19 protein-coding genes and 2 pseudogenes are annotated in these 21,695 nt (G+C 61.3%); 9 read left to right on the top strand and 12 right to left on the bottom strand.

Going from position 1 to position 21,695, the window contains the following annotated elements:
- A pseudogene (locus AB0J47_RS40790) lies at positions 1-363 on the top strand (TetR/AcrR family transcriptional regulator); the annotation flags it as partial.
- Between the two features lie 296 nt (positions 364-659).
- Here AB0J47_RS40790 and AB0J47_RS40785 read toward each other — a convergent pair.
- The gene (locus AB0J47_RS40785) at positions 660-1,673 is read right to left on the bottom strand and encodes a hypothetical protein (RefSeq protein ID WP_329406843.1); all 1,014 of its coding nucleotides are present in this window, start codon (positions 1,671-1,673) and stop codon (positions 660-662) included.
- Between the two features lie 459 nt (positions 1,674-2,132).
- On the opposite strand from AB0J47_RS40785, the gene AB0J47_RS40780 reads away from it, so the two are divergent.
- The 4 genes and pseudogenes from AB0J47_RS40780 to AB0J47_RS40765 all read left to right on the top strand — a co-directional run bounded on the left by AB0J47_RS40780 (position 2,133) and on the right by AB0J47_RS40765 (position 6,391).
- Positions 2,133-4,541 carry a nitrate- and nitrite sensing domain-containing protein gene (locus AB0J47_RS40780; RefSeq protein WP_364359595.1) on the top strand — a complete coding sequence of 803 codons (2,409 nt, stop codon included), beginning with the start codon at positions 2,133-2,135 and terminating at the stop codon, positions 4,539-4,541.
- Between the two features lie 45 nt (positions 4,542-4,586).
- The gene (locus tag AB0J47_RS40775) at positions 4,587-4,961 is read left to right on the top strand and encodes a DUF742 domain-containing protein (protein WP_329406838.1); all 375 of its coding nucleotides are present in this window, start codon (positions 4,587-4,589) and stop codon (positions 4,959-4,961) included.
- A gap of 15 nt (positions 4,962-4,976) precedes the next feature.
- A pseudogene (locus tag AB0J47_RS40770) lies at positions 4,977-5,609 on the top strand (ATP/GTP-binding protein).
- A 527-nt stretch (positions 5,610-6,136) separates the two neighbouring features.
- Positions 6,137-6,391 carry a hypothetical protein gene (locus AB0J47_RS40765; protein WP_329406836.1) on the top strand — a complete coding sequence of 85 codons (255 nt, stop codon included), beginning with the start codon at positions 6,137-6,139 and terminating at the stop codon, positions 6,389-6,391.
- 58 nt (positions 6,392-6,449) lie between these two features.
- Here AB0J47_RS40765 and AB0J47_RS40760 read toward each other — a convergent pair whose 3' ends face one another.
- A complete protein-coding gene (locus AB0J47_RS40760; protein ID WP_329406833.1) occupies positions 6,450-6,950 on the bottom strand; it encodes a hypothetical protein in 501 nt (166 codons plus the stop codon).
- An 855-nt stretch (positions 6,951-7,805) separates the two neighbouring features.
- Here AB0J47_RS40760 and AB0J47_RS40755 point away from each other — a divergent pair.
- Both AB0J47_RS40755 and AB0J47_RS40750 read left to right on the top strand, forming a co-directional pair.
- Positions 7,806-8,459: a TetR/AcrR family transcriptional regulator gene (locus AB0J47_RS40755; RefSeq protein ID WP_364359590.1), complete on the top strand. Its 654-nt coding sequence runs from the start codon at positions 7,806-7,808 to the stop codon at positions 8,457-8,459.
- Between the two features lie 560 nt (positions 8,460-9,019).
- Complete coding sequence (locus tag AB0J47_RS40750; RefSeq protein WP_329406829.1) at positions 9,020-10,117, top strand: enoyl-CoA hydratase/isomerase family protein; 1,098 nt, start codon at positions 9,020-9,022, stop codon at positions 10,115-10,117.
- 212 nt (positions 10,118-10,329) lie between these two features.
- On the opposite strand, the gene AB0J47_RS40745 is transcribed toward AB0J47_RS40750, so the two are convergent.
- Positions 10,330-10,539: a hypothetical protein gene (locus AB0J47_RS40745; protein WP_364359586.1), complete on the bottom strand. Its 210-nt coding sequence runs from the start codon at positions 10,537-10,539 to the stop codon at positions 10,330-10,332.
- Positions 10,540-10,745: 206 nt separating this feature from the next.
- Between AB0J47_RS40745 and AB0J47_RS40740 the strand changes: the two genes are divergently transcribed.
- The gene (locus AB0J47_RS40740) at positions 10,746-11,507 is read left to right on the top strand and encodes an acyl-CoA thioesterase domain-containing protein (protein ID WP_364359583.1); all 762 of its coding nucleotides are present in this window, start codon (positions 10,746-10,748) and stop codon (positions 11,505-11,507) included.
- A 666-nt stretch (positions 11,508-12,173) separates the two neighbouring features.
- Here AB0J47_RS40740 and AB0J47_RS40735 read toward each other — a convergent pair.
- From AB0J47_RS40735 to AB0J47_RS40725, 3 genes are all read right to left on the bottom strand, one after another.
- Positions 12,174-13,010, bottom strand: a complete 837-nt coding sequence (locus AB0J47_RS40735) for a mycofactocin-coupled SDR family oxidoreductase (RefSeq protein WP_329406822.1) — start codon at positions 13,008-13,010, stop codon at positions 12,174-12,176.
- 97 nt (positions 13,011-13,107) lie between these two features.
- Positions 13,108-13,470: a hypothetical protein gene (locus tag AB0J47_RS40730; protein ID WP_329406820.1), complete on the bottom strand. Its 363-nt coding sequence runs from the start codon at positions 13,468-13,470 to the stop codon at positions 13,108-13,110.
- Between the two features lie 862 nt (positions 13,471-14,332).
- On the bottom strand, positions 14,333-14,836 hold the full coding sequence (locus AB0J47_RS40725) for a hypothetical protein (protein WP_329406818.1): 504 nt from the start codon (positions 14,834-14,836) through the stop codon (positions 14,333-14,335).
- Between the two features lie 240 nt (positions 14,837-15,076).
- Between AB0J47_RS40725 and AB0J47_RS40720 the strand changes: the two genes are divergently transcribed.
- A complete protein-coding gene (locus tag AB0J47_RS40720; RefSeq protein WP_329406816.1) occupies positions 15,077-15,301 on the top strand; it encodes a hypothetical protein in 225 nt (74 codons plus the stop codon).
- Positions 15,302-16,239: 938 nt separating this feature from the next.
- On the opposite strand, the gene AB0J47_RS40715 is transcribed toward AB0J47_RS40720, so the two are convergent.
- The 6 genes from AB0J47_RS40715 to AB0J47_RS40690 form a co-directional block, all read right to left on the bottom strand.
- On the bottom strand, positions 16,240-16,509 hold the full coding sequence (locus AB0J47_RS40715) for a cytochrome C oxidase subunit IV family protein (RefSeq protein ID WP_364359600.1): 270 nt from the start codon (positions 16,507-16,509) through the stop codon (positions 16,240-16,242).
- Positions 16,510-16,522: 13 nt separating this feature from the next.
- The gene (locus AB0J47_RS40710; RefSeq protein ID WP_329406811.1) at positions 16,523-17,149 is read right to left on the bottom strand and encodes a cytochrome c oxidase subunit 3 family protein; all 627 of its coding nucleotides are present in this window, start codon (positions 17,147-17,149) and stop codon (positions 16,523-16,525) included.
- A 60-nt stretch (positions 17,150-17,209) separates the two neighbouring features.
- Positions 17,210-17,968 carry a hypothetical protein gene (locus tag AB0J47_RS40705; protein WP_329406809.1) on the bottom strand — a complete coding sequence of 253 codons (759 nt, stop codon included), beginning with the start codon at positions 17,966-17,968 and terminating at the stop codon, positions 17,210-17,212.
- Positions 17,965-18,714, bottom strand: coding sequence for a hypothetical protein (locus tag AB0J47_RS40700; protein ID WP_329406808.1), 750 nt, complete (start codon positions 18,712-18,714; stop codon positions 17,965-17,967). Before AB0J47_RS40700 ends, AB0J47_RS40705 begins: the two co-directional genes overlap by 4 nt.
- Before the next feature lie 458 nt (positions 18,715-19,172).
- Entirely contained in the window at positions 19,173-19,340 is a 168-nt protein-coding gene (locus AB0J47_RS40695) for a hypothetical protein (protein WP_364359575.1), read from the bottom strand.
- A gap of 561 nt (positions 19,341-19,901) precedes the next feature.
- Positions 19,902-21,356 (bottom strand): aldehyde dehydrogenase family protein, encoded by a 1,455-nt coding sequence (locus AB0J47_RS40690; RefSeq protein WP_329406805.1) that lies wholly within the window; start codon positions 21,354-21,356, stop codon positions 19,902-19,904.
- Positions 21,357-21,695: the final 339 nt, after the last annotated feature.

The raw sequence follows: 21,695 nt of genomic DNA, 5'->3' as shown, positions 1-21,695 counted from the left end.
TTCCTCCGTAAACCACACGACTTGGCCGCGACGCTGACCGAATCGGTACGCCTGCACGAGGCCATCCGAAAACGCCTCGGCAGTCACCTGTTCAAGGACTTTCTTGCGCTGCACCTGTCCGCCACCCGCGCACAGTACGAAGAGTGGAGCGCTCACCCGGTGTTCATCGTGCTCATGGACGAACTGGAGCGCGCACGCGAACGAGGCGAAATCGCCTCCGACACAGACGTATTCCACAGCGTACTGTTCTTCATCGCCGGCTTGTACCCGCTGCTGATCGGCCTGCCCGAAACACCATCCATGCGCGACCCGGTCCTGGAGAAATACGTGGCCACCACCTTGCACAGCATGCGGGGACAGTGAGCTGAGGGAGCGGCGTCGTGGATCATCGGCGTGAACTGTTCACCTCGCGCGCGCCAGGCGCCCGACACTAGCCACCGACATCCCGCGAAACCATGACGGCCAGCTCCACTACCAGGTCACAATTGGGAGGGGAGCCATCTGGGGGCTGTGCTGCCGCCGCGGCCGCTGCTGCTCGAGACGCCCTCTTCCGCGCGGTGGTCACACGCATGACCACGCTATACCAACGCGGACAACATCTTTCGTAGCATGGAAGAACTCGGGTGCCCCGAGTTCTTCCATGCTCTTATCGCTGCTGGTCAGCGGACGACGACGCAAACCCGGCCGAGGTTGTCGATCTTGGTGAACTCGTCATTCGGGTCACCGTCGCGTTGTGCGGTGGCGAGCACCGAGGGGAAGTGAGTACCGGGTTTATCGTAAGTGAATGTTTGTGTCACAACGCCGGATTGGCGGTCGGCTCCCGATAGAGCCGCTGGCGCGACATCCCCGGTGCCGGTGAAGTTCCACGCGGCGGCCACCACCTCGCCAGTGCCGGGCGGGAGTTCGATCTTGGCCTTGAACGTGACCGTGGTGCCAGGGGAAACCTCGACCCGGTCTCTGCCGTTGACTTCGAGATCGACCACGGGCTGGATGCCGCGGCGCTGGGCAGCATGGTCGGGTACCGAGATCTGGCTGTCCGTCACGTCGTAGTGCGTCGATTGTGCTGGCGCCTTGCCCCTTTCGGCCCAGGCGGCCACGTCGCGCAGCGCCTGGTGCAGGACACCCCGGTAGTCGATAAGGCGGTCGGTGCGGGCGGGCGCGATGTGGTCCGCGTTGTCGTTGTACCAGAGCCGGAAGGTGTCGTCGTACTTGTTCCCCAACGCCGCCTTGGCCTGCCTGCTGTACCAGTCTCCGTCCCACGAGAAGGCATCGGAATCGAGCAGGCCACATACCATGATCACCTTGCCGTTGACCTTGCCGGTGTGGGTGCCGCCGCCGGAAACGCTCTTGGAGATCGACGGGCCGACCTCGGTGGCTCGCTGGGGATAAATGGGGTTGCCATTCGGGCCGCGATACTGGTCGAAGGCGTAGTAGCCGGACCTGGCCGGTACCTGGTGGCGCGAGTATGTCGGCAACGCCAAATACCAGCGGTTGTCGATCCGCACCTTTGCGCCGACGGCGATGGCGCTCAACACCTCAGCCGCATTGCCGTCACCGAGAGTGAAGGTCTTCGACGCGGCGTCCCACGTGCCCGACAGCGCGCCTTTGCTGGTCGTGCCGTCCGCCGCGTACAGGGTGAACTCGAAGGCCGTGGCCAACGGGTTCGCGGGCACACTATCGACGACCAGGCTCTTGGGCGTGCCATCAGCGTCCCGATCGACCTGGGTGATGTCGACGGTCTGATCGACCTTCCCCGCGCGGATCAGGTCACCGAGTGGGGAATTCTCGGTGCCGAGATCGGTCGGCTACCGATGCACGGTAGCCAGCGGGGCGCCGATCGGCGCTCTTTCTACAAGAAACTTATCCTCTCATTCTTAGAGAACAAAGTTCTCAGTAGCGTGGATGCACCCAATCGTGTGTCAGCGAAATTGTGTGATATCACGGATCGAGGCGCCGGGCATCGCAGCAAGGCATGGACGGCGCCTCTGGGCAGGCCTGATCCCGTGTCAACGGCACGCGCCCGCCCCCAGATCGCTGTTGTCAGCACGGGGGCACCGATCTATCATCACGGAAATGTAATTCGCATTTGCGGATGACACACTCTCCCATTTTCGGAAATATGATTCTTTCTCATGACTGATGCAGAGCGCGGCATCGGGCCGCCCGCAGAATCCGTGCCGTTCACCGCGAGGTGGGGTATCCGGACCCGGATACTGTTGATCGCACTCATCCCAAGTTTGACCCTGATGTCGATAGGTGGTGGCGCCGCAACTTTTTTGGTGCGGCACGGACAACAGGCGCAAAACTTCGCGGAAATCCTCGGCGATTCCATGGCCAACAACCAGGCAATGGCTTCCGCCGTCGAGCAAGAGCGCTTGTTGACGGTATGGCAGCTCGCGGTCGCAGATCCGGATCCGGTGGGGCTCGCCACCGCACGGCAGCATCTCGACGACGCTCTGCGCGCGCTCGGATCCAATATGCCGGCACTGCAAAGCACGGGTGCGAACGAGCTGCAGCAGCAGCTCAGTGACTTCAACATGTTGCGATCACAGTTGCTGAGCATCCGCGACAAAGTGGACTCGAGCACGATGCCGATATCGGACGTCTATACGTTTTACACCGCGATGCTGTCCGGCTTCGATCGCAGCGGCACCGCGCTCATCGAGAACAACGCCCCCACTGTCAGCGCCGCCGTCGAGATGGCCAACAGTCTCCAAATGCTGCGTGCGGTCGAGGCGATGTCGCGCAGCAGTGCACTCATCGCTGCCGTCCTCAACGAAACAGCTCTCCTGCCGCCGTCGCTGACCACCGAATTGCGAAATCTCGTCGGCTTTTACCACACCTATTTCGAACAGATGGCGAACCAGTCGACGGACGTAGGGCTCCAGGCGAAAGCGATCATCGATACCCCTGACTGGCATCGCCTGAGCACAATGGAAGACGCCATCATCCATCCGGTTCGGACCAAGACGGCAACGACGTCCCCATCGCCGCTGAACGCCCGCGAGTGGCGCGACGCCGCGACCGAAGTGAACAAGCGGCTGATGGAACTATGGGGCAGCCATGTCGCGCAGTCGTTGGATCGTGCCGCACAGACGGCCAGTCGGGACGCGAAGAACTCAGCGATCGCCGGAGGCGGAGTATTCGGCCTCGCGATCGCGGCCTTCCTAGTAGCGCTGTGGCTCGCGAACCGACTCATCGGACGGCTGCGGCGGCTGCGTGTGGAAACACTCGCACTGACCCAGGTTCGGCTGCCCGAAACCATGAGTCGTCTCGCCACCGGCGCGGACCTGGGCGCGGATACCGAAGCAGCACGACTGGATTTCGGCCGCGACGAACTCGGCTCGGTGGCCACGGCGTTCAACCATGCCCACACCGCCGCCGTCGGCGCCGCGATCACCGCGGCTCGGACCCAAGCGGGCGTGCGCGCGGTCTTCCTGAATATCGCGCACCGCAGCCAGATGGTGGTACACCGGCAGCTGGAGCTCCTCGATGCGGCCGAGTCGCGGCAGGAGGATCCAGCGCTGTTGAAGGTCTTCTTCCAGCTCGATCACCTGGCTACGCGAGAGCGCCGCAATGCCGAGAAGCTCATCGTTCTCGCTGGCGGGCAGCCGGTCCGGCAGTGGCGGCGGCCGGTACCGCTGATCGATGTGGTCCGCAGCGCCATCGGCGAAACCGTCGACTACACACGGGTACACACCGGCAGGTTGCCGCAGATTCTGCTGATCGGCGACGTGGTGGCAGACCTCACCCACCTGCTCGCCGAACTGCTCGACAACGCCACGACATTCTCGCCGCCGCAATCGCATGTCCGCGTCACCGGCAATCCAGCGGGCAAGGGCGTGATCCTGGAAATCACTGACCAGGGCATAGGTATGGCCAACGACGAGCTCGAGTGGGCCAACGGGATGCTGCGCACACCGCCGGACTTCAGTGTCACGTCACTGTCGGAGAGCTCACGGCTCGGACTGTTCGTCGTCGCGCAACTCGGCGCGCGGCACAATATCTCGACAAAGCTGTCCGAATCGGACTACGGCGGTATCCGGGCGATCGTGCTCATCCCGCTCGCGCTGGTCGCCACCGATCTTTCGATTGCCAATCCCGATCATTTGTCCGACCGAGTTACGAGTTATCGTCCGGAACCAACCACGACTGGTGAAGTACCGGTCACCGACATCACCGCCGCCCCGCTCCCGATCGCACCCACGTCCCTGCTGGGGCACGCGCCAACGAAATACCCGCACCATCACGCAACCGAATCGATAGCGCCCGGAAGCACCGATCCGAGGCCAGCGCTGCCTCGGCGGCGCCGACAAGCCAGTCTCACGCCCGAGTTGGCGCAACACCGCAGCCCCGAACCCGAAGCTGCACCGCACCATGCCCGATCCGCCGAGAGCGCGCGAGATCTCATGTCCGCCATCGAGATCGGGACGAAGCGGGGCCGTCAAGCCACCCAGGACCATAACCCCACCGGTACGAACCCGGCCATCGTGACATCGGATGAACAGGAAGGCGAAGGTGACCTCTTCCAACACAGGTGATCTCGACTGGCTGGACGGTCGAACCGGACAAATTCCTCGACTGCCATGACATTCTTCGGGCATTCCTTGTTCGACGAAGAGGCGGGGCCGCTGGTCCGCCCATACGCGGTGACGCGGGGCCGGACCACCGGGCCGGGACGGAACCTGGACATGCTGACACTGGTCGTGACAGCGCCCGATCCGCCGGAGCTGCGACGAGCGGAGCCGGAATACGCGGAAATCATTCGGATGTGCCGGGTCGCGCAGTCGGTGGCCGAGGTGTCGGCCATCCTTGCCTTGCCTTTGGCGGTGACGAAAATACTGGTCGGCGATCTGATCGACGAAGGGCAGTTGCACTTCCGGACACCCAAACCCACCGACGAAGGCTCCAGCGATGTCACCGTCTTGCAAGCAATACTCGATGGAATCCGAAAGCTGTAGAACACTGTGCCTGAAATGATGTCCGCGGCCACGCGGGCGGCTTCGGTCAAAATCCTTATCGCTGGCGGTTTCGGCGTCGGCAAAACAACCATGGTTGCCTCGATCAGCGAGGTCGCGCCGCTGCGCACCGAGGAACTGATCACCAAATTGTCCACCGGCATCGACGATCTGTCGGGCGTGGAGGCAAAGGCGACGACTACCGTCGCGCTGGACTTCGGCCGCATCACCATCAATCAGAACCTGGTGCTGTATCTGTTCGGCACCCCAGGCCAGGACCGATTCTGATTCCTGTGGGACGAGATGGCCCGTGGCGCGCTCGGCGCGGTGGTCATCGCCGACACCCAGCGGCTTCCGAACTCCTTTGCCGCGATCGATTATTTCGAAGGCCGCGGACTATCCTTTGCGATCGCGGTCAACTGTTTTGACGGTACCGCCATCTACACCATCGATTCGGTCTACAACGCGCTCGATCTGGACCGCCACGTCCCTATGGTGCTCTACGATGCCCGACCGCGAATCCTGCAAGATGGTGCTACTAGCACCTACTCGATCAGACGATGTACCGGACCGCGAGGTGATCGGTTTCGGCGCACCGGGTATGCGAAAGGCGACCATTCCAAAGGCGAGCTAGACCACGGGCAGCCGTAGCGCAGTCAGTGGGATCAGTGCACGGACCAACGCGGCGACCGCCATCGCCGCGATGCTCAACTGGCACAACGAGATCTGCCCCGCGAAACCAGCGGGCGGTAAGAAACGATGCCGACTACAATCGAGCCCTTGAAGGTCATCGGGCGACGGTGGCCCGCATCTCCGCACCGGTTCTGGTCCGGTACAACAGGATTCGCAAGACCAAGGCCACCACGATCGGACGATCATCGTGAGTGCCTGACGCCAGGTGATCGTCATCGCCCCGATTGGACGGGCCGCTGCTCGGCGAAGAACCTCGGCAACAAGCGCGAGATATCCGGACAAATCCATTGGGCGATTATGATGAGGCCGCTGAGTAGGGCTTACCGTCATGACCAATTTTTCAGCGTCACCGAACCTCTTCTCAAACCCACTTCTACCGCTCCGGGAAACACTATTGTTAGCCTATGAGAATTAGATTCTCGCATCAACTTGAACGGAAGCCGATATGAGACTGGTTCCCACCGCAATCGGCTATCTGCGGAGCGATGTTTCCGGCATACGGCAAAACCTGGGACGAGACCCAGATCCGACGCTTGGCAGCGCGGCTCGGGTATAACCTCGCCAAGATAATGGCAATCAGCGACCGCACCCACGATCCGGTGGGGCAGTTGATCGCGGTAGCCAGAAAGGCAGAAGCTGACGCGGTGATCACTCCCTGCGTGACTCATTTCGGCGGCGCGATACCGGCCGAGCTAGGCCGGATCGCAGCAGTTATCACCGTCTCACCGGAGCATGCTTGACCCCCCGGTAGACCTTTCGGCGCTCGGCGGACCACCGCCGAGTACCGAAAGCGCGGCGCTACCCGCAAGCGGTCGACTTACCGCCTTGAAGTGCCATCAATGCGCAGTAGGTAGTCGCTGCGACCTTCCATTGGCCGGCTTCCTGGATAGCCTCACCGGTCTGGTCCGGCAGCACTGGGTTACCGCCCATCAGCAGCGTATAGGTGACATCGGCATGGCCGGCGCCGGTGAGTTTCACCGCCGACACGGTGACCGAGGTGCTCTGCGCCTGCGGATCAGCCGCCTGCCCCTGCAGCAGTGTCAGGAATTCCGACCCCCTCTCAACGCCCGCGGCCCTCTTGTCCGGGGCCGCCTTCCCGTCGAAGAACAGGATGTAGGCATCGCTAATGGCCTTGGTCGTCGCAGCGTCAGCTTGGCCGACAGCAACCGACGACGAGGTCGCCGTCGACGCATTGCTATCGGAACTCTTATCATCGGAGCTACAGCCGGTAACGGCAGCGAATGCAATCGCCGCAATACCACACCAGGCCACGGTTCGGCGGACAACGTTATCACGCATAATGATTCCTCTCGGTATGAGAATCGGGGTAGTGTACAAAAACCCTTGTTCGCCGCATACCCTTTTCAGTCGAATGACCATCCGGCTAAAAAGGAGAAATGCGAGACAACAGGCATGTTATCGATCTAGAGATATATACTCGTACAAATTCCACCATTTCCATCGACACTCCGGGCGCCGATTTTACACACTAGGGCGAGCTAATCACATTATCTTCTGCTTCATACTATTGAGCGCCATCATTTACCGGGCGCCCATTCACGCTCAACAGATTCCCATGACCGGTTACATGCACCGACGAATACCGACCGGATTACGGCACAGAAGCCTTGGACGATATTTAAGGTCCGGTTGACCGCCCCTCGGCCTGACGCAGCCCGAGCGAACGTATCTCGGCTATCCGCGCCGCCAATGCCCGTGAGTTCTCGTCGAGCTTGTCGCACGGTATCCAAGTTCCCAGGCATGCACTTCGGAGGCGGTACAGAGTGCCTCCGCGCGTGCCTCGGACGGAGCCGTCAACCTGGCCACCCAAGTCCGATATAGGTCCGCCTCGGCGCGGCCGGATCCCTGTTCATGTCGACTACCTCGTAGATCGGTGCTGGCGGGCACTCCTCTGCGATGACATCACAGACCCTGTTCCGCCATAGCCGTCGATCGGAGTCGAACTCCAAAACCATCCAGACCGCCTCCGTTGCCAGCTATCATTGAGCGATATCGCGAGAATAGCATTCTCTTCACGGGAAAGTAGCAGTTCCCATTATGGTTGTTGAAACACACAATGAGCAGCTGGAAACATGACATTCTCCGGTAGAGTCCATCCATGTTCTGCACACATAACTTGGGACAGAGCCGATCGTGACCAGCCTCGGCGAAGAGCCCGCCTGGAAGGAGCGCGCTGTCGAACGCTCGATCCACGACGCGAAACTTCGTGCCGAACAGCGGGTACTGCGATTCCTCGGCGCCGCTCAGGCGATCATCATGGAGAAGGGCACCACCGACTTCACCGTGCAGGAGGTCGTCGATCGTTCCCGCCAGTCGTTGCGCAGCTTCTACCTGCTGTTCGACGGGAAACACGAGCTACTGCTCGCTCTGTTCGAGGATGCGCTCGGCCGCACTGCCGACCAGCTACGAGCCGCCGCCGATGACAAGCCCGACCCGCTGGATGGCCTGCAGGTAACCGTCGAGCTGCTGTTCGAGCTGAGCAAGCCCGACCCTACTGCGCAGCGCCCCCTGTTCACGGATTTCGCGCCGCAGCTGCTGGTCTCCCATCCTGCCCAGGTCAAAGTCGCGCACGCAGCGCTGCTGGCGCTGTTCACCGACCTGATGCAAGAGGCCGAGAAGGCTGGCCAGCTGAGCGAAGACTTCAATCCCCGCCGGATGACCGCCTTGCTGATGCAGACGGTCATGTTCACCGCACAATCCGCGGGCAGCACAGACGACGAGGCGGCGCACCCGATCACCGCGGCGGAAGTCTGGAACTTCTGCGCCCACGGATTCGTCCACGCATAGCGGTATCGGTCGCCCCGTGGGCCACCCGATCACCGCGGCCTTGCACTTCGCACGCGGTGCCCGGTCCGGGCGAGCGGCCGCGCGCCGCAACCGGTATCGCTCACGGCGCTATTGGCCGAGAACTCCACCGCCGCGACGAAAGAAGCTGTCCCCGGGCCGAGTCCCCCTGGTCCGCGGAATTGCCGACATCGGCCCCGGTCCCGGTTGCCGGCCGAAATCCTGTGGGCTGCCATCCTTTCCGAGGCCGATTGGACGGTTGCGCCGAAACTCTGGCGCAACGCGGATGGCGAAGTCCAGAGATTCCAGATCTAGCAGGATATTGCCACATGCAATAGGGGAGAATATGATTCTCTCAACTAGTCGAAATGATCTCTACTGGACCACTGCGGCGGATCTCACCGACCTCGACGCCGCTAGGGGGCGGCGGTCGGGACGGAGACCGCCACGAGAGGCTGGCTCCCCGTCGAAACCACGATCACGATCACCACCGTAGGTGGTTCCCGTCCGTCGCACGTCGCGGGGAGCCGGGTGCAATTCCTCGCTGGAAAGTAGGTTGCTGCATGTCCGTGTTTGCGCGACATTCACCGGTTATCCCGAAGCGCCGCCGCGAAATGGTGAGCGATCCGCTCGTCGATGATGGTTTCGAGTTCTCGGAATCGGGAGTGCCGACACGGCCGCTGGTGGTGCTGGAACTCGACGATCTATGCGATGCTCCGGCCGAGACGATCGCCAGGACGGCAACGCTCATCGGAGATTCGCTGTCGCTCATCATCGGGGTGCTGAACCGTCCGCCGACCAGGCCCATGGGCCCGGTTCTCGCCGCAACCACCCTGACATTGACCGATCTACCGGTGGCCGATCTCCTGCACCAGGTTATACCGGTCGAGGACATCAACGCCGCCCTCGCGACGCTGCGTGCGGCGGTTGCCCGGTCGCCACGAGCAGCACTCGCCTGTGGCCAATTGCTGCGCCAAACCACCAAGCTGGACACCACGCAAGCCCTGGCAGCGGAGGCTGCCGTCTACTCGATGCTGCTCGCCGGTCCGGAGTTCGCCCGATGGCTCGCCGAACGTGGACCCGCCCGCCCGCGACCCCGTACCGACCGGGCTTTGGTTCGGCTACACCGCACCGACGGACACCTCTCGATCATGCTGGACCACCCGCAGCGCCGCAACGCGCTGAGCATGCGGCTGCGTGAGGAGTTACTGGCCGCTGCGCAGGTGGCGGCCGCCGACCCGAGCATCACATCAGTCGAACTGAGCGGTGCCGGACCGGCCTTCTGCAGCGGCGGCGATCTGGACGAGTTCGGCTGTGCAACCGACTTGGTCGCGGGGTATCTGGTGCGGCTGGACCGTGCGCCATGGCGAGTGCTCGACCGCATCGCCGGTCACCTGGTCGCGTGCGTAAACGGGGCCTGTATCGGCCCGGGCGCCGAGATGGCCGCGTTCGCGGGCACGGTCGCCGCCACCCCGGACGCGTTCTTCTGTTTTCCGGAAGTGCACATGGGCTTGGTGCCAGGTGCGGGCGGGACGGTCAGCGTGCCGAGCCGCATCGGCCGATGGCGGGCGGCTTGGCTCATGCTGACCGGGCAGCGGCTGTCCGTGCCGACGGCGCTGCGCTGGGGTCTGGTTGACCGGCTGACCGATGCGAGGGGCTGAGGTGCAGCTCGGTCGCAAGGCAGACGAGCCCGGGCCACATCGACACATGCCATCGTCGGACTGAGTACGGATTTAGCTGGTGCGCGGCGCGGTCGAGCATGCCGATCACGACCGGCCGACCGCGATGCGAATGATCCTCCGACTGCCCCGGCGCGCCTGCCCGGTTCCCGAATCACCTCACTCGGCACTTTGCGTCGAAGTCCGCGTCCAGGTCACGAGCTTCTCCACGGTACGGTCGGCTCGCGGAATATAATCCTCTCAATATTCGCAAAGTATCTTCGCATCAAAAGAATCAATAGCGCCGCATCGAGGAGCACAGTCGACACCACGTGCAGCGCAGCCGAAGCCTGAACCAGGCAACTCCAGCAGGCCAAGGTCGCCGCACGCCAGGCGGCATTGACTTCAGTCTGGAACTTCTGCACCGCCGGATTGTCCACACAGTGTGCGAGAATACAATTCTCCCATAGAAAGAATATCGATTACAATCGGAAATATGCCCGACCTGTGGAGTGACCTACTCGCTTGTCTCGATCTACGTCGCTGCCCACCATCCGGTGCCACCGATCGGCGTGAAGGGTCGGCCGAACCCGGAACCGCCCTAGTCGCATTCGAGGGACCAAATCTGCCGTTGAGCTACCACCGCCTCTTTGGTGGGCAAATTCTCGGGCAGCTCATCCGTGCGGCCGGACTCGCCTACCCGGACAAGACCGTCAAATCCGTGCACGCGATTTTCGCCAAGGAGGGTCGGCACGAGGAGCCCGTCCGGTACGAGGTGGCCTGCCATCACCAGGGCCGCTCATTCGCGACGCTGACGATCATCGCAAAGCAGCGCACAGCCGTGGTCGCCAGCGCCTCGGTATCCATGCACATCACCGAAGGCGGCCCGCTCCATCAAACCAGTGCCGATATCGCGCCCATACTGCCGCCCGAACATCAGGTCACGTTCGACTTGCTGCCGTGGAAAACCCGCCCCGCCGCAGACCTGAACGCCACGGCGTCGGCCGCGTCAGAGTACGAATTGCCGATGCGTAACCCCGAGGTCAGCCGTGAACTGGCGTCCATTCTGACCGCGTACGCCACCGATTTGAACCTCCTCGGCACCGCGTCACCGCCGGTGGACGGCGTGAGCCAGCAAGGCAACGGCACGGACTTCGATTCCGCCGTGACCTCCCACACCCTCTGGTTCCATCGCCCGTTCGGCACTGCGGACTGGCTACTGTTACGCCAGCACAGCCCCGTGCTGACGGACGGCCGCCGCTTCGGCCGCGGCGATGTCTTCACTGCGGACGGCACCCTCGTCGCGTCCTATGCCCAGGAAGGGTTAACGCGATTCGAACCGGACGCGATGCCAAATATTTCGGCAACGCACCGCACCGAGCAGACAGTGTGAGAGCCGCCGAAACCGGCCGGACAGATTCTTTCCGTCGCAGAGTGAGTGCGCTGATGTTCAATCGGTGTCACCGCAGGCCGCATCGTCGGCTTCTGCCTCGGCAGCAGCCATGCGCAACACCGTCTCGGTGGTAGGACACAGCAAAGATCCGCCGCCGTATAGGCGGCGTGGCGGCCGACCGCAACAGCAGCAGCGAGGTCGTCCAAGTCGGAGCGGTGCGCAGGCGGATTTGCGCAAGAGACATGATCGGGCCCGCGCGCCCAGTCCAACGGGCAGTCGTATACGCGGCGGCGAGCTTCTGACCGCTTCAATCAATTCGCCGATGCCCGTACCAGTGATGCCACGATGGTGTGGATCGGCAGCCCGGTTTCGATGTGCAACTCCCTCGCACGGTCTGCTCACGCCCACGCGATCGGCCTTGTTGACAACAATGATGTCGGCAAACCCGAGCAGACCGGGCCTTGGTTGCCTGAATCGCGTTCGGACGCACTGGCAGCGCAGCGGCGAGCCTGCTGACGCCGCGCTCAGACCGGGCGGACCAGACGGAGATGGCACGCTGGGCGCTGCGGCAAACCCGGCGCTGCCCCAGCAGATGAGACCGGCTCTCGCTTACCGCAGTAGATACCGAGCGCATCCAGCGCCGTAGCGCCGGATGCGCTCATTTGGTCACTTGAGCATGCCTCCGGCATCCACCGGCAGCGCGACGCCCGTGATGTAGCGCGCCTCGTCGGAAGCCAGGAACAAGACGGCGTTGGTGACGTCCTCGGCCTCGACCCACGGGATTGGCAGCACGTGCATGAACTGGGAGACGGCCTTGAAGTCGTCCACTGTTGGGTGCTTCAGATCCGGTCGGAACATGCGATAGGTGCTCTCGTTCAGCAACATCGGCGTCGCCACCTGGGTAGGGCAGATGGTGTTGACGCGAATGTTCTTGTCGCCCAGCTCCATTGCCAATGTGCGCATTATGCCGATGACGCCATGTTTGGCACTGATGTAGTGCCCGATGTTCGGGCCGCCCCGCAAACCACCCACCGAGCTGGTCAAGATGATCGACCCGCCGTTACCGGCGGCGATCATGTGCGGGACCGATACCCTGGTGGTGAGCCAGACACCAGTCTGGTTGACGTCGATCATGTCGCGCCAGGTCTTTTCGCTCATCTCGTCCATCCGGGCGCCATCGCTGGCCAGACCGGCATTGGCCAGGACGATGTCCAGTCGGCCGAATTGTTTGACTCCCTCGTCTACCACAGCTTGCATGGCGTCGAAGTCACGCACGTCCGCTTCGACGGCAAGGATCCGCCCTCCGAGTGCCTTCACCTGGTCTACCGTTTCGGCCAGGTCATCCGGCGTCGACATCGCGATATTGACGCCGTCGAGCTGTTTACACACGTCGACAGCGATGATGTCGGCGCCCTCCCGCGCCAACCGCAGCGCGTGACTGCGACCCTGGCCACGGGCTGCGCCCGTAATAAAGGCGACCTTGCCTTCGACTCTTCCGGTCATCTGATGACTCGCTTTCCTGCGTCAGTTATTGGGTGGACGATTGCGGACGCCTCGCAGAATTAGCACAACCATCAGCAGCGCCACTTCCCTTTGGGCATTAGGAGCAGTCTGCTTGCAGTGCGCGGATGGCGGTGATGATCCGTCCGGCATCGGACGCCGAGGTCGCGTTCTGTACGACGTTGATATAATTCGACAGATCAGCTTGTCCCTTGTCGGTATAGACGTTGGACAGCTGGGATTGCAATTCGCCGACGTACTGGTCTCGGGCTGCTTGCCCTTCCTCCGGCGGCAACGACTGCAGCGGCGTGAGCCTACTGACCGCTTCGGACCCGATCGGGGCGAGGACTGCGCAATCCGCTGCGAGACTAGGGTCTTCGGCGTATGCGCTCGGCGCCGCGATACCGGTCAGGGCTGCCGCGGCGGCCAGTACAACGAGACCGAGGATGCTTCGTTTCTTCATCACTATCTCCATTGATCGTGTCATTCATCCGTCGCGCGATCCCTGAATGATTCGCGACGGTAAAAGCTGTTTCTCGATTCAGAGTCGGTTGCCGAGACTGACGTCTCGATTGCGGCTGAGAATGGTTCGTGCACAAATATGGATGACAATTCCTACGTTAAATCTGCCAGGCTGCTCCTTACTCTCGAGTGACAGGCGTGGGCGTCGCGGATCTACACAACACGAGTTCGCCAAAACTGTTGCCCGGAGGCGCTGAGATGGCACACCTCGCTGAGGACGGACGCACGACCACCACCGAATACGAGTCCGTGTCGAACTGATGTATGCGGCCATCGATGAACATCTCGGAGGGCGTTCGCGCGGCGCCGGCATCTTCCTGCTGGCGCATTCGGCCAGCTACGAACTGGCGCTCCGGATGGCCGCCGAGGAGAAGGGAACAGAACTGCTGGGCCTGGAACTCGCTGGTACCGGACATGCACATCAGCCGAAAAGCACGGGCCCTCCTGGGGGCTGCGCCCCGAGGGGCGACCGGCGGGCCTCGGAGATCTGCTCTGGCAACCGGCTCGGCTGCATCCGCCCGAACTCGTCGGCGGCACCTCAATCGCGTCCTCGGGGGCCCAGACACGAGGCCGTCGTCGCGGTGGACAATTGGGCTGCGCAAGACTTTCCGGAGCGGGCACGGAGGGTGCGGAAACCCGTGCACTTCTCTATCGGCGACCACAAACTCGTGAGGCGCAACGACCACTTGGGTGTCTGCGAATAGCACGGCGTCAACCACACGTTCGACCCCGTACCCGCTCGTGTCCACGCGGCATAGCCGAACGGATCCCACCAGGCGGCGGACCACACCTCGCAGCGAACCTCAGGCGAGCACGAGGTCAGCCGTCGGCGGACGAGGGGTCGACAGCGAACGACTGTGGAGCACCTCGACGGACTCGACCGACTCGACCGACACCGCAGCAGCGGCCAGAGCCTGCGCCTTGAATGTTCGCGCAGCTCTACTGAGCCGATGTTGCACCGATCCGATCCGGCGGCTCAGCTCACTCGGGCAGACCTCGCCAAGCAAAGCAACCTCGGACTGATCGCAATCCAGGATATCCAGCACGCCCCTTCGGACGCGCTCATCGGACTCGTATAGATCCACGGCCACCGCGACAGTGTGCGGTATGGGACTACGCGGTGACGCCAGCGAGCGCTCCAAGTCGAGCACCGTCGCACCGAGGATCTGCAGCGGCCGAACATCGGTGTGGTCGGCGACCAGGACCGTCACGTCCCATCCCGCCATCACACGATCGAAAAGCCATCCTCCGGCATAGCGCACCACTTCGACCGCGCTCGGGGCGACGACCGATAGCCGGTACCTCAATATGTGTCGACGGGCGTGAGCCCGTGAGTGGGCGACCGGCAATACTGCCGGAACACTGCGGTCAGGGGAATCTAAGGATCGAGGAGCCATTAGGTTTCCATTCCATTCAGAAAGGCGATAATTTCTACAGCATTGGCATCGGAGCCAAGGTCAGCGTGGTATATGCCGGCACGTTGTCCATGCCGAATTCCTTCGGCGACAGGTGTCATGGACGATTTAGTTCCTGCCGAGGCGACGGTCGTGCGGCGGAACGTCCAGCCCGAAATTCTCGGTGAGCAGGACGCACACGCCGATGAGTTCGGGCGAGCGCGTAAACCGATCGGCGCCCCTTTCGATCTGCTCGATGATGTCCCCGGACAAATCCACATGCTTCTAGTCATCGGCATCCCAAGCGTCGAGGACAGCATTCCGGCATTGCCATTTGGATTCGAAATGGTGCAGGAGAACTTCTTGGCTTATCACTGACTCCCTGACGATCCGGGCCAGTGGTATCGAGCGCCACCCATCGCCCACCAGCAATCGCAGCTCGCCGCAGCCATCTATCGGCGCATCCAGCAACGAGGTGGCGAATTCTTCGAACGAGGCGTGAATCCTGAGTGCCCAACTGATGTCCGCTCCGACAAAATGACACGGTCACCGCAACCGCGCCGATATCCTCTTCAGTGGTATGGCCTTCGACGTGGCGTACAAGAAGCCTCCTCCACGCAATAGCCATCAATTCAATCAGGCTAGCCAATCGGCTAGCTTCGACAAAACTATAGCCGATCGGCTAGGGCGATACAAGAGGATTACAAGCCGATCGGCTACCCTTGTCCCGTGAGCTCCTCATCACGTGCTACCAGCAGAAATCGAGTCTTCGCTACATCGCCACACAGATCCGCACCATCCCAGCGGCGCTCACAATGTTCGCGCAGCACCGTGTCGGCGGAACGTCACCTCAGATGATCGCCCACGCCATCGGTGTCACAAAGGCAGCCGTCTACAACCAAAGAATGACACCACTCTCGCCGTCGCCGAGTACGAATTGGCCGAGCTGGAAGCGGCGGTGGACGCCGCCGAGTCCGAAGAATACGATCTTCAGGCGCGTGTAGCGCTACTCGTGCAAGTGGTCGATCTCTCCTTCGAGCGACACATGGCAAGCACACTGCAAACCGATCCCGTAGTGATTCGGCTCGTTGCCCAGTATGAACTGTTCCAACAACTGATGGAACGCCTTTCTCGGTCCTGGCCGGCAAGGATGCGAGCGCCGAGGCGCGCGTGCCCGCAGCGATACTGGCGGCCGCAATCGGAGGTGCCAGCATCCACCCCATCGTCATGAGCCTGGCGCGGCGTCTCACCGGCTACGGGATCGAGGCCTGGTAGCGTCACCGAAAAATACGGTCGGAGCCGACATAGCCGACCACTCAGTAGAGATACATCACCAGTACCGTTCCCCAGAAGACAACCAACCAGATGTCGGTGGAAAAGCGAAGCCACCGCGGCGCCGTATGCACTTCGGCGAAGTTCTGCAGGATGAGGCGCGTCTTGATCAATCCCATCGTCAACACCGCTATAGTAATTGGCGCGCTGGCGACGATTTGCCCTCCGGTGTCCGAGTGCCCAAGAAGCCACGATATCACCGTTATTACGGACAGGATCCCCCACACGTACCCGATCCGCGTATTGGTTGCCATAGTAGTCATCGCTTCACCTCACTACATATACGAGCGCGAAGACAACGATCCAGAGCAGATCTACCATATGCCAATACGTGGCTCCGATCTCAACCATTTTCATCCGGCGAAGCCTTGGGTTTCGGAGTTCCGCCAGAACGACCGCCAGTATCACGAGACCGAGCAGGACATGAAACAGGTGAACTCCCGTCAACATGTAGTAGTACATGAAGAAGTGGTTGCTCGGGAGAGTCATGCCCTGGCTGATCTTGGAGGACCATTCGTAGATCTTGATCAGCACGAACAGCACACCACAGAGGCCACCGGCTACAGTAAACATCATCGCATGTTGATATTCACCATTCCGCGCGGCAACCACGGATCTTGCGACACACCATGAGCTGGCCAGTAGTATCAGCGTATTCACGACGCCGATGTTCAGGTCGAGATGTTGTTGCGATTGCAGGAAGAGATCCGGATCCCGATTGCGATCGACCATGAAGATAATAAAATACGACGAGAAGATGATCAGGTCTCCGAGGACGAAAACCCATACTGCCACGTCGCCCGGCAGGTGCGCTTCGGATTTCTGGCCTATGTCACGAGCCTCTGTCGGCGACGAGGCTTCGAGTTCGGACGCCACCGGGTCTGCTTTCGTCATAGTATTGGTCCCATTCTTCCGGGGATTCGGATTTCAACTGGCTGCCACGTCGGCTCCACGTCAGTCCTGAATCTGCTCATCGACAGACTGAAGGTTTATTGTCCGGCGAAGCAATGTGATCATGCATACTTGCCAGCCTGCAAAAATCGCGGTGCCGACCCAGAAACTAATAGATCCGTTCCAGGCGAAAGGTCCGGACTTGAAGACGAACACCGGCGCCGCGAGAATTTCCGTGACAATCATCCATATGGAAATATAGGCGAACCATTTAGGAAAGACATCGTTCTTATCCAAGAAGATCGCGATCGCCAAAACCATGCATTGTGTCGCGAAGCAACCCAGGGAGCCCACGAAGGACAGAAATCCGAGATCGTATAGGAGCGCGATAATCTGCGGATCACGATCGGTGCGGAACGTGGCCGTCAGAAAAAAGAACGCTGGCATCAAACAACCTGGCACCGCACCGACCGCCAATGCTCCAATGTAGGCATAGGCAAATACCGGACTCACCGACATTCGTTTGATCTGAAGAGCGATGAGGCCATTTGCGATGCCCGCGAATCCCATGACGACCATCAGGATCACGAACCCGATCTTGATGGTCGTGGCATGGTCATCGAAGAAGTCGACCATTTGATCCGTGGTCACGTCAGGCCGGGGCGGCGGCATCACCCTGGTGAGAACCACGAAGACCAACCCGAACAGATTGTAGAAGACCGGCAGGGTCCACCAGCAAACCAGCTGGTCGACCTTGCCCCGTTGAGAATAACTCCGCGGATCACCCTCCACCGAGATTGCCGTCGACACCGTATCGGTCATTGCGCAACCCCTACCAACGCTTCCCGGGCCTGCCGCCTGACTGCTGCGAGCACAACGAAGAACATGACGACCAGATAGAGGCTGAATGCACCGATCCGGAGCCAGAAGGATACGATGCCATCCCACGCGAGCGGACCGGTCCGAAAAATGACCGCGAATGCACCGGGTGTCATCGCCATGGCGATCGCAATACTGAAATACGAAACCCATCGTGGAAAGATTGGGGTCGGCTGACGGTCGAGCCAAACGGCCAGCGCAAGGCAGAGATTCAGCACGATGAGCATACCGACTGGAGCAGTGAAGGTGATCCAGGCCAGGTCGTTCAACAGCATAATGAGCTGCGGATTCCGTTCCGGACGGAATGCCGCGACAAGCCAGAAGATGTCTGCGATGGCGAACAGTGTCGCGCCGCTCGTCACCGAGGCAAGATAGCCGTAAGCAAGCACCTGGCTCGGCGTCGCCATGCGCTTCATCTGGATGACGATCACCATGAAAAAGGGAATCAGCATGATCCCGCAGAGATTGTAGGTAATCATGCTGAAACGGATCATGGCTGTATTTTCATTGTAGAAACCAGCCACTTCGACGGCGGTCATCTCGGGCGACATGACCGGCAAGAATCCAGGAAAGGAAAAGAATGCGACGAGCAGAACGGCCCCAAAAAATGGTGCCATCCAGAGACTTATCCACTGCGATCGTAGTTTCGCGCTCTCCGTCGCGCCTTCTGCCTCGATGACAGTTTGCATCACACTCTCCTGGACCACTCGACTAGGGACCTAGACTAGCCGAACGGCTAGCCTCTGACAATCCCCGCTGGCACCAGCCCCATTTCGCGGTAGAAAGCAGACCGAGCGCCCACCCAGTTCCAAACCGATCGGGGAATGCGCCCGAGCCAGCTCGTCGTCGGTGACACCGACCGCACACATTCTTCTAATCCCGACAACCGCTGATCAGGCGTTGACCCTGACTAGCCGATCAGCTAGACCTCATGGGTGAATCGGTCGGCTGGGGGTGACGATCGGTGCCAGTACGCGATCTCGACACCGACACCTGACCAGACCGTGCTCGTGCCGACCGGGAGCTGACCGCCCGCGAGACGCTCTGGCTCCGTGGGTCATTCGGTGATCAGAATGAGCTTGCCGCGTGTTCCGGGTTCGAGGATCTTGCGGTGGGCTGCGGATGCGTCGCTCAGGGGCATTGTGTCTCAGACGACCGGTTGGATGACTCCGTTGTTGAGTCCGGCCGCCACGGCCGCGAGGGCGTCAGCGGCTTCTTGCGTGGTGGCGTACCACAGCGCGGTGCCCTGGATGGTGGCTTCTTTGAGCTCTCGTCCATGTACGGTGCGTGACATCGCGCACTTGCGGAAGGTCATCGATGGGCTCCGCCAGGAGGGGGGCGTCACCGGCACCAAAACGTTGATGGTGCTCGGCTCCTGGACGCGCAGCGCTTGACACGCAGCGCGAAAGGCTAGTCGTGGCAGGCGTGAACTCGGTCAGGTTGAGCCTCTTCTGAACTGAGGGCATCACTTTTCAGTGTGTCCCCCCGTCATGCAAGGCGCGGTGTCGCTCTGGTCGAGGATGCCAGCGGGCGAAGAGCGCTGGCACGGGGGTGCCCAGGTTGGGCATGCCGCAAGGACCGCCCTAAGTTCGCGCCCGCACCGGGATGCGCGAACCCCATCGACCACATCCTCGACGAGTAGCGGCAGCGACAACCCTGAAAACAACATGCCGACAGCAACATTCACCTCGGCCACCAACGTCGCCAGCACCAAACCGCCGTCGAGATGCGACATTGAAGTCATTGGTGGATTTCGGGGTCAGCGTGGCTTTGTGGCCGCTGTTTGCCGGACGGGTCTCGATTCGGCATTGAAGGTGCTTGGCGGCGTCCGCCCCACTCACTGCTGCGCCGGGCATGGGGCGGACTGTCGGCAAAGCTACAGCTGCGCCCAAACCGATTTCGTCTGCATGTAGGCCTCGATGCCCTCCCTGCCGAATTCGTGGCCCCAGCCGGACTGCTTGTAGCCGCCGAAGGGCACGCTGTGATCGAAGACCAACTGGCAGTTCAGCGTTACGGTCCCCGCCTGCAGTCGCTTCGCGATGCGATGAGCCCGGCTGAGGTTGTTCGTCCAGGCCGTGGCGGCGAGCCCGTAGGTCGTGTCATTGGCCATGGCCACGGCTTCGTCGTCGTCATCGAATGGCGTGATCGTTACTACGGGCCCGAAGATCTCCTGCTGATACAGCCTCATTCCGGGATCGACATTGGTGAGCACAGTCGGATGAATGAAGTATCCGCGCCGGTCGAGCCGGTGCCCGCCAGTGACCACCTCGACGCCGTCCTGCTTGCCCTCATCGATGAAGCCCATAACGCGCGTGAGCTGCTTGTGGCTGATGAGAGGACCGATATTGCTCCCCTCTTCCTTAGGACCACCCAGCTTCAGTGAATTCGCCACTGTCGCAATGCCTTCTGTGACCTGGTCGTAGACACCGCGCTGAACGAAGATGCGTGATCCGCAAACACATCCTTGTCCGGAGTGCACAAAGATGCCCATCGACGCCATCAGGATGGCCATGTTCAGATCGGCGTCGTCGTAAATAAGCACCGGCGACTTTCCACCGAGTTCCAGCATGACCTTCTTGAGATTGCCAGCGGAGGCCTGCACGATCTGCTTGCCGACTTCGGTCGACCCCGTGAAGGCGATCTTGTCGACATCGGGATGTGCGGTGAGCGCTGCTCCCGCAGTGTGACCGTAGCCGGTCAGGAGATTGACGACACCGTCGGGAACGCCAGCTTCGGTGATGATCCTGTCTAGCAGCAGGGCCGACAGTGGCGTTTCCTCGGCAGGCTTGACCACGGTGCTACACCCTGCGGCGAGTGCTGGTGCGAGCTTGGCACACGCATTGAAGACCGGGCCGTTCCAGGGAAAGATCAGTCCCACTACGCCATAGGGTTCCTTGAGGGTGTAGGCGTGCATATCCGCGTAGGCACCCGAAATCCCGCCGGTCATTTGCACTTCGTGGGCGGTGCCGTTGATCTTGGTGCACCAACCGGCGTAGTAGCGGAAGAACTCGGCGCAGGTCGGAACGATCATCTTCGCCTGCGCCAGTGGCATGCCGGTATTGAGCGAATCGAGTTCAGCGAGGTCGTCGGCGTACTGGTCCATCAGATCGGCTATGCGCCACATGATTTTTGCTCGCTCGCGTCCGGGTAAACCGTGCCAGACACCCGACTCGAAGGCAGCCCGCGCACGCGCCACGGCTTCGTTGACCGCTTCTTCCCCGCAATCGGTGAACTCAGTGATCTGATCTTCGGTCACAGGATCGATGACCGGAATGACCTCACCTGTGCCGGGGCGCTTACGTATTTCGTCCAATATCGACTGCAGTGTCATCGTGGTTCCTTCCTCGTTACCGAGGTCGAGAGCTGGGCATTTGCTTAGCGAGCATCTAACTAGGCTTTTCCGATATTCGGTCAAGACTTACATTCATAGATAAGAGTGGCATTTCCACCACGTGGCGCCGTAACAACCGGAGCTGATGTCCGCGAACGTGGTTTGAGTGTCGCTGAGTCGACTCCCGCTACAGACCGGCCCTTCATGGCGAACTCTCGATGCCGAGCGGATCGGCGGATGACCCGAGTCGGCCCGCCTGCGGTAAGTGCGGGCGACGAGCGCGGAGTGTAAATACCATTTACCTTTCGAGGACAGCGGGTCCAATCCGGTTAGGGCGGT

This window comes from Nocardia sp. NPDC049737, from assembly GCF_040674755.1.
Classification (GTDB): Bacteria; Actinomycetota; Actinomycetes; order Mycobacteriales; family Mycobacteriaceae; genus Nocardia.
The sequence above is the reverse complement of the archived record's forward strand: the minus strand, read 5'-3'. Positions and strand labels throughout refer to the sequence as shown.

What these genes read in the sequence shown, in the direction of transcription:
- AB0J47_RS40735 (WP_329406822.1), bottom strand. Translation starts at nt 13,010, where the DNA reads ATGACCGGAAGAGTCGAAGGCAAGGTCGCCTTTATTACGGGCGCAGCC.
- AB0J47_RS40700 (WP_329406808.1), bottom strand. Translation starts at nt 18,714, where the DNA reads ATGCAAACTGTCATCGAGGCAGAAGGCGCGACGGAGAGCGCGAAACTA.
- AB0J47_RS40780 (WP_364359595.1), top strand. Translation starts at nt 2,133, where the DNA reads ATGACTGATGCAGAGCGCGGCATCGGGCCGCCCGCAGAATCCGTGCCG.
- AB0J47_RS40775 (WP_329406838.1), top strand. Translation starts at nt 4,587, where the DNA reads ATGACATTCTTCGGGCATTCCTTGTTCGACGAAGAGGCGGGGCCGCTG.
- AB0J47_RS40765 (WP_329406836.1), top strand. Translation starts at nt 6,137, where the DNA reads ATGTTTCCGGCATACGGCAAAACCTGGGACGAGACCCAGATCCGACGC.
- AB0J47_RS40760 (WP_329406833.1), bottom strand. Translation starts at nt 6,950, where the DNA reads ATGCGTGATAACGTTGTCCGCCGAACCGTGGCCTGGTGTGGTATTGCG.
- AB0J47_RS40715 (WP_364359600.1), bottom strand. Translation starts at nt 16,509, where the DNA reads ATGGCAACCAATACGCGGATCGGGTACGTGTGGGGGATCCTGTCCGTA.
- AB0J47_RS40730 (WP_329406820.1), bottom strand. Translation starts at nt 13,470, where the DNA reads ATGAAGAAACGAAGCATCCTCGGTCTCGTTGTACTGGCCGCCGCGGCA.
- AB0J47_RS40690 (WP_329406805.1), bottom strand. Translation starts at nt 21,356, where the DNA reads ATGACACTGCAGTCGATATTGGACGAAATACGTAAGCGCCCCGGCACA.
- AB0J47_RS40705 (WP_329406809.1), bottom strand. Translation starts at nt 17,968, where the DNA reads ATGACCGATACGGTGTCGACGGCAATCTCGGTGGAGGGTGATCCGCGG.
- AB0J47_RS40710 (WP_329406811.1), bottom strand. Translation starts at nt 17,149, where the DNA reads ATGACGAAAGCAGACCCGGTGGCGTCCGAACTCGAAGCCTCGTCGCCG.
- AB0J47_RS40695 (WP_364359575.1), bottom strand. Translation starts at nt 19,340, where the DNA reads ATGACCTTCCGCAAGTGCGCGATGTCACGCACCGTACATGGACGAGAG.
- AB0J47_RS40750 (WP_329406829.1), top strand. Translation starts at nt 9,020, where the DNA reads ATGTCCGTGTTTGCGCGACATTCACCGGTTATCCCGAAGCGCCGCCGC.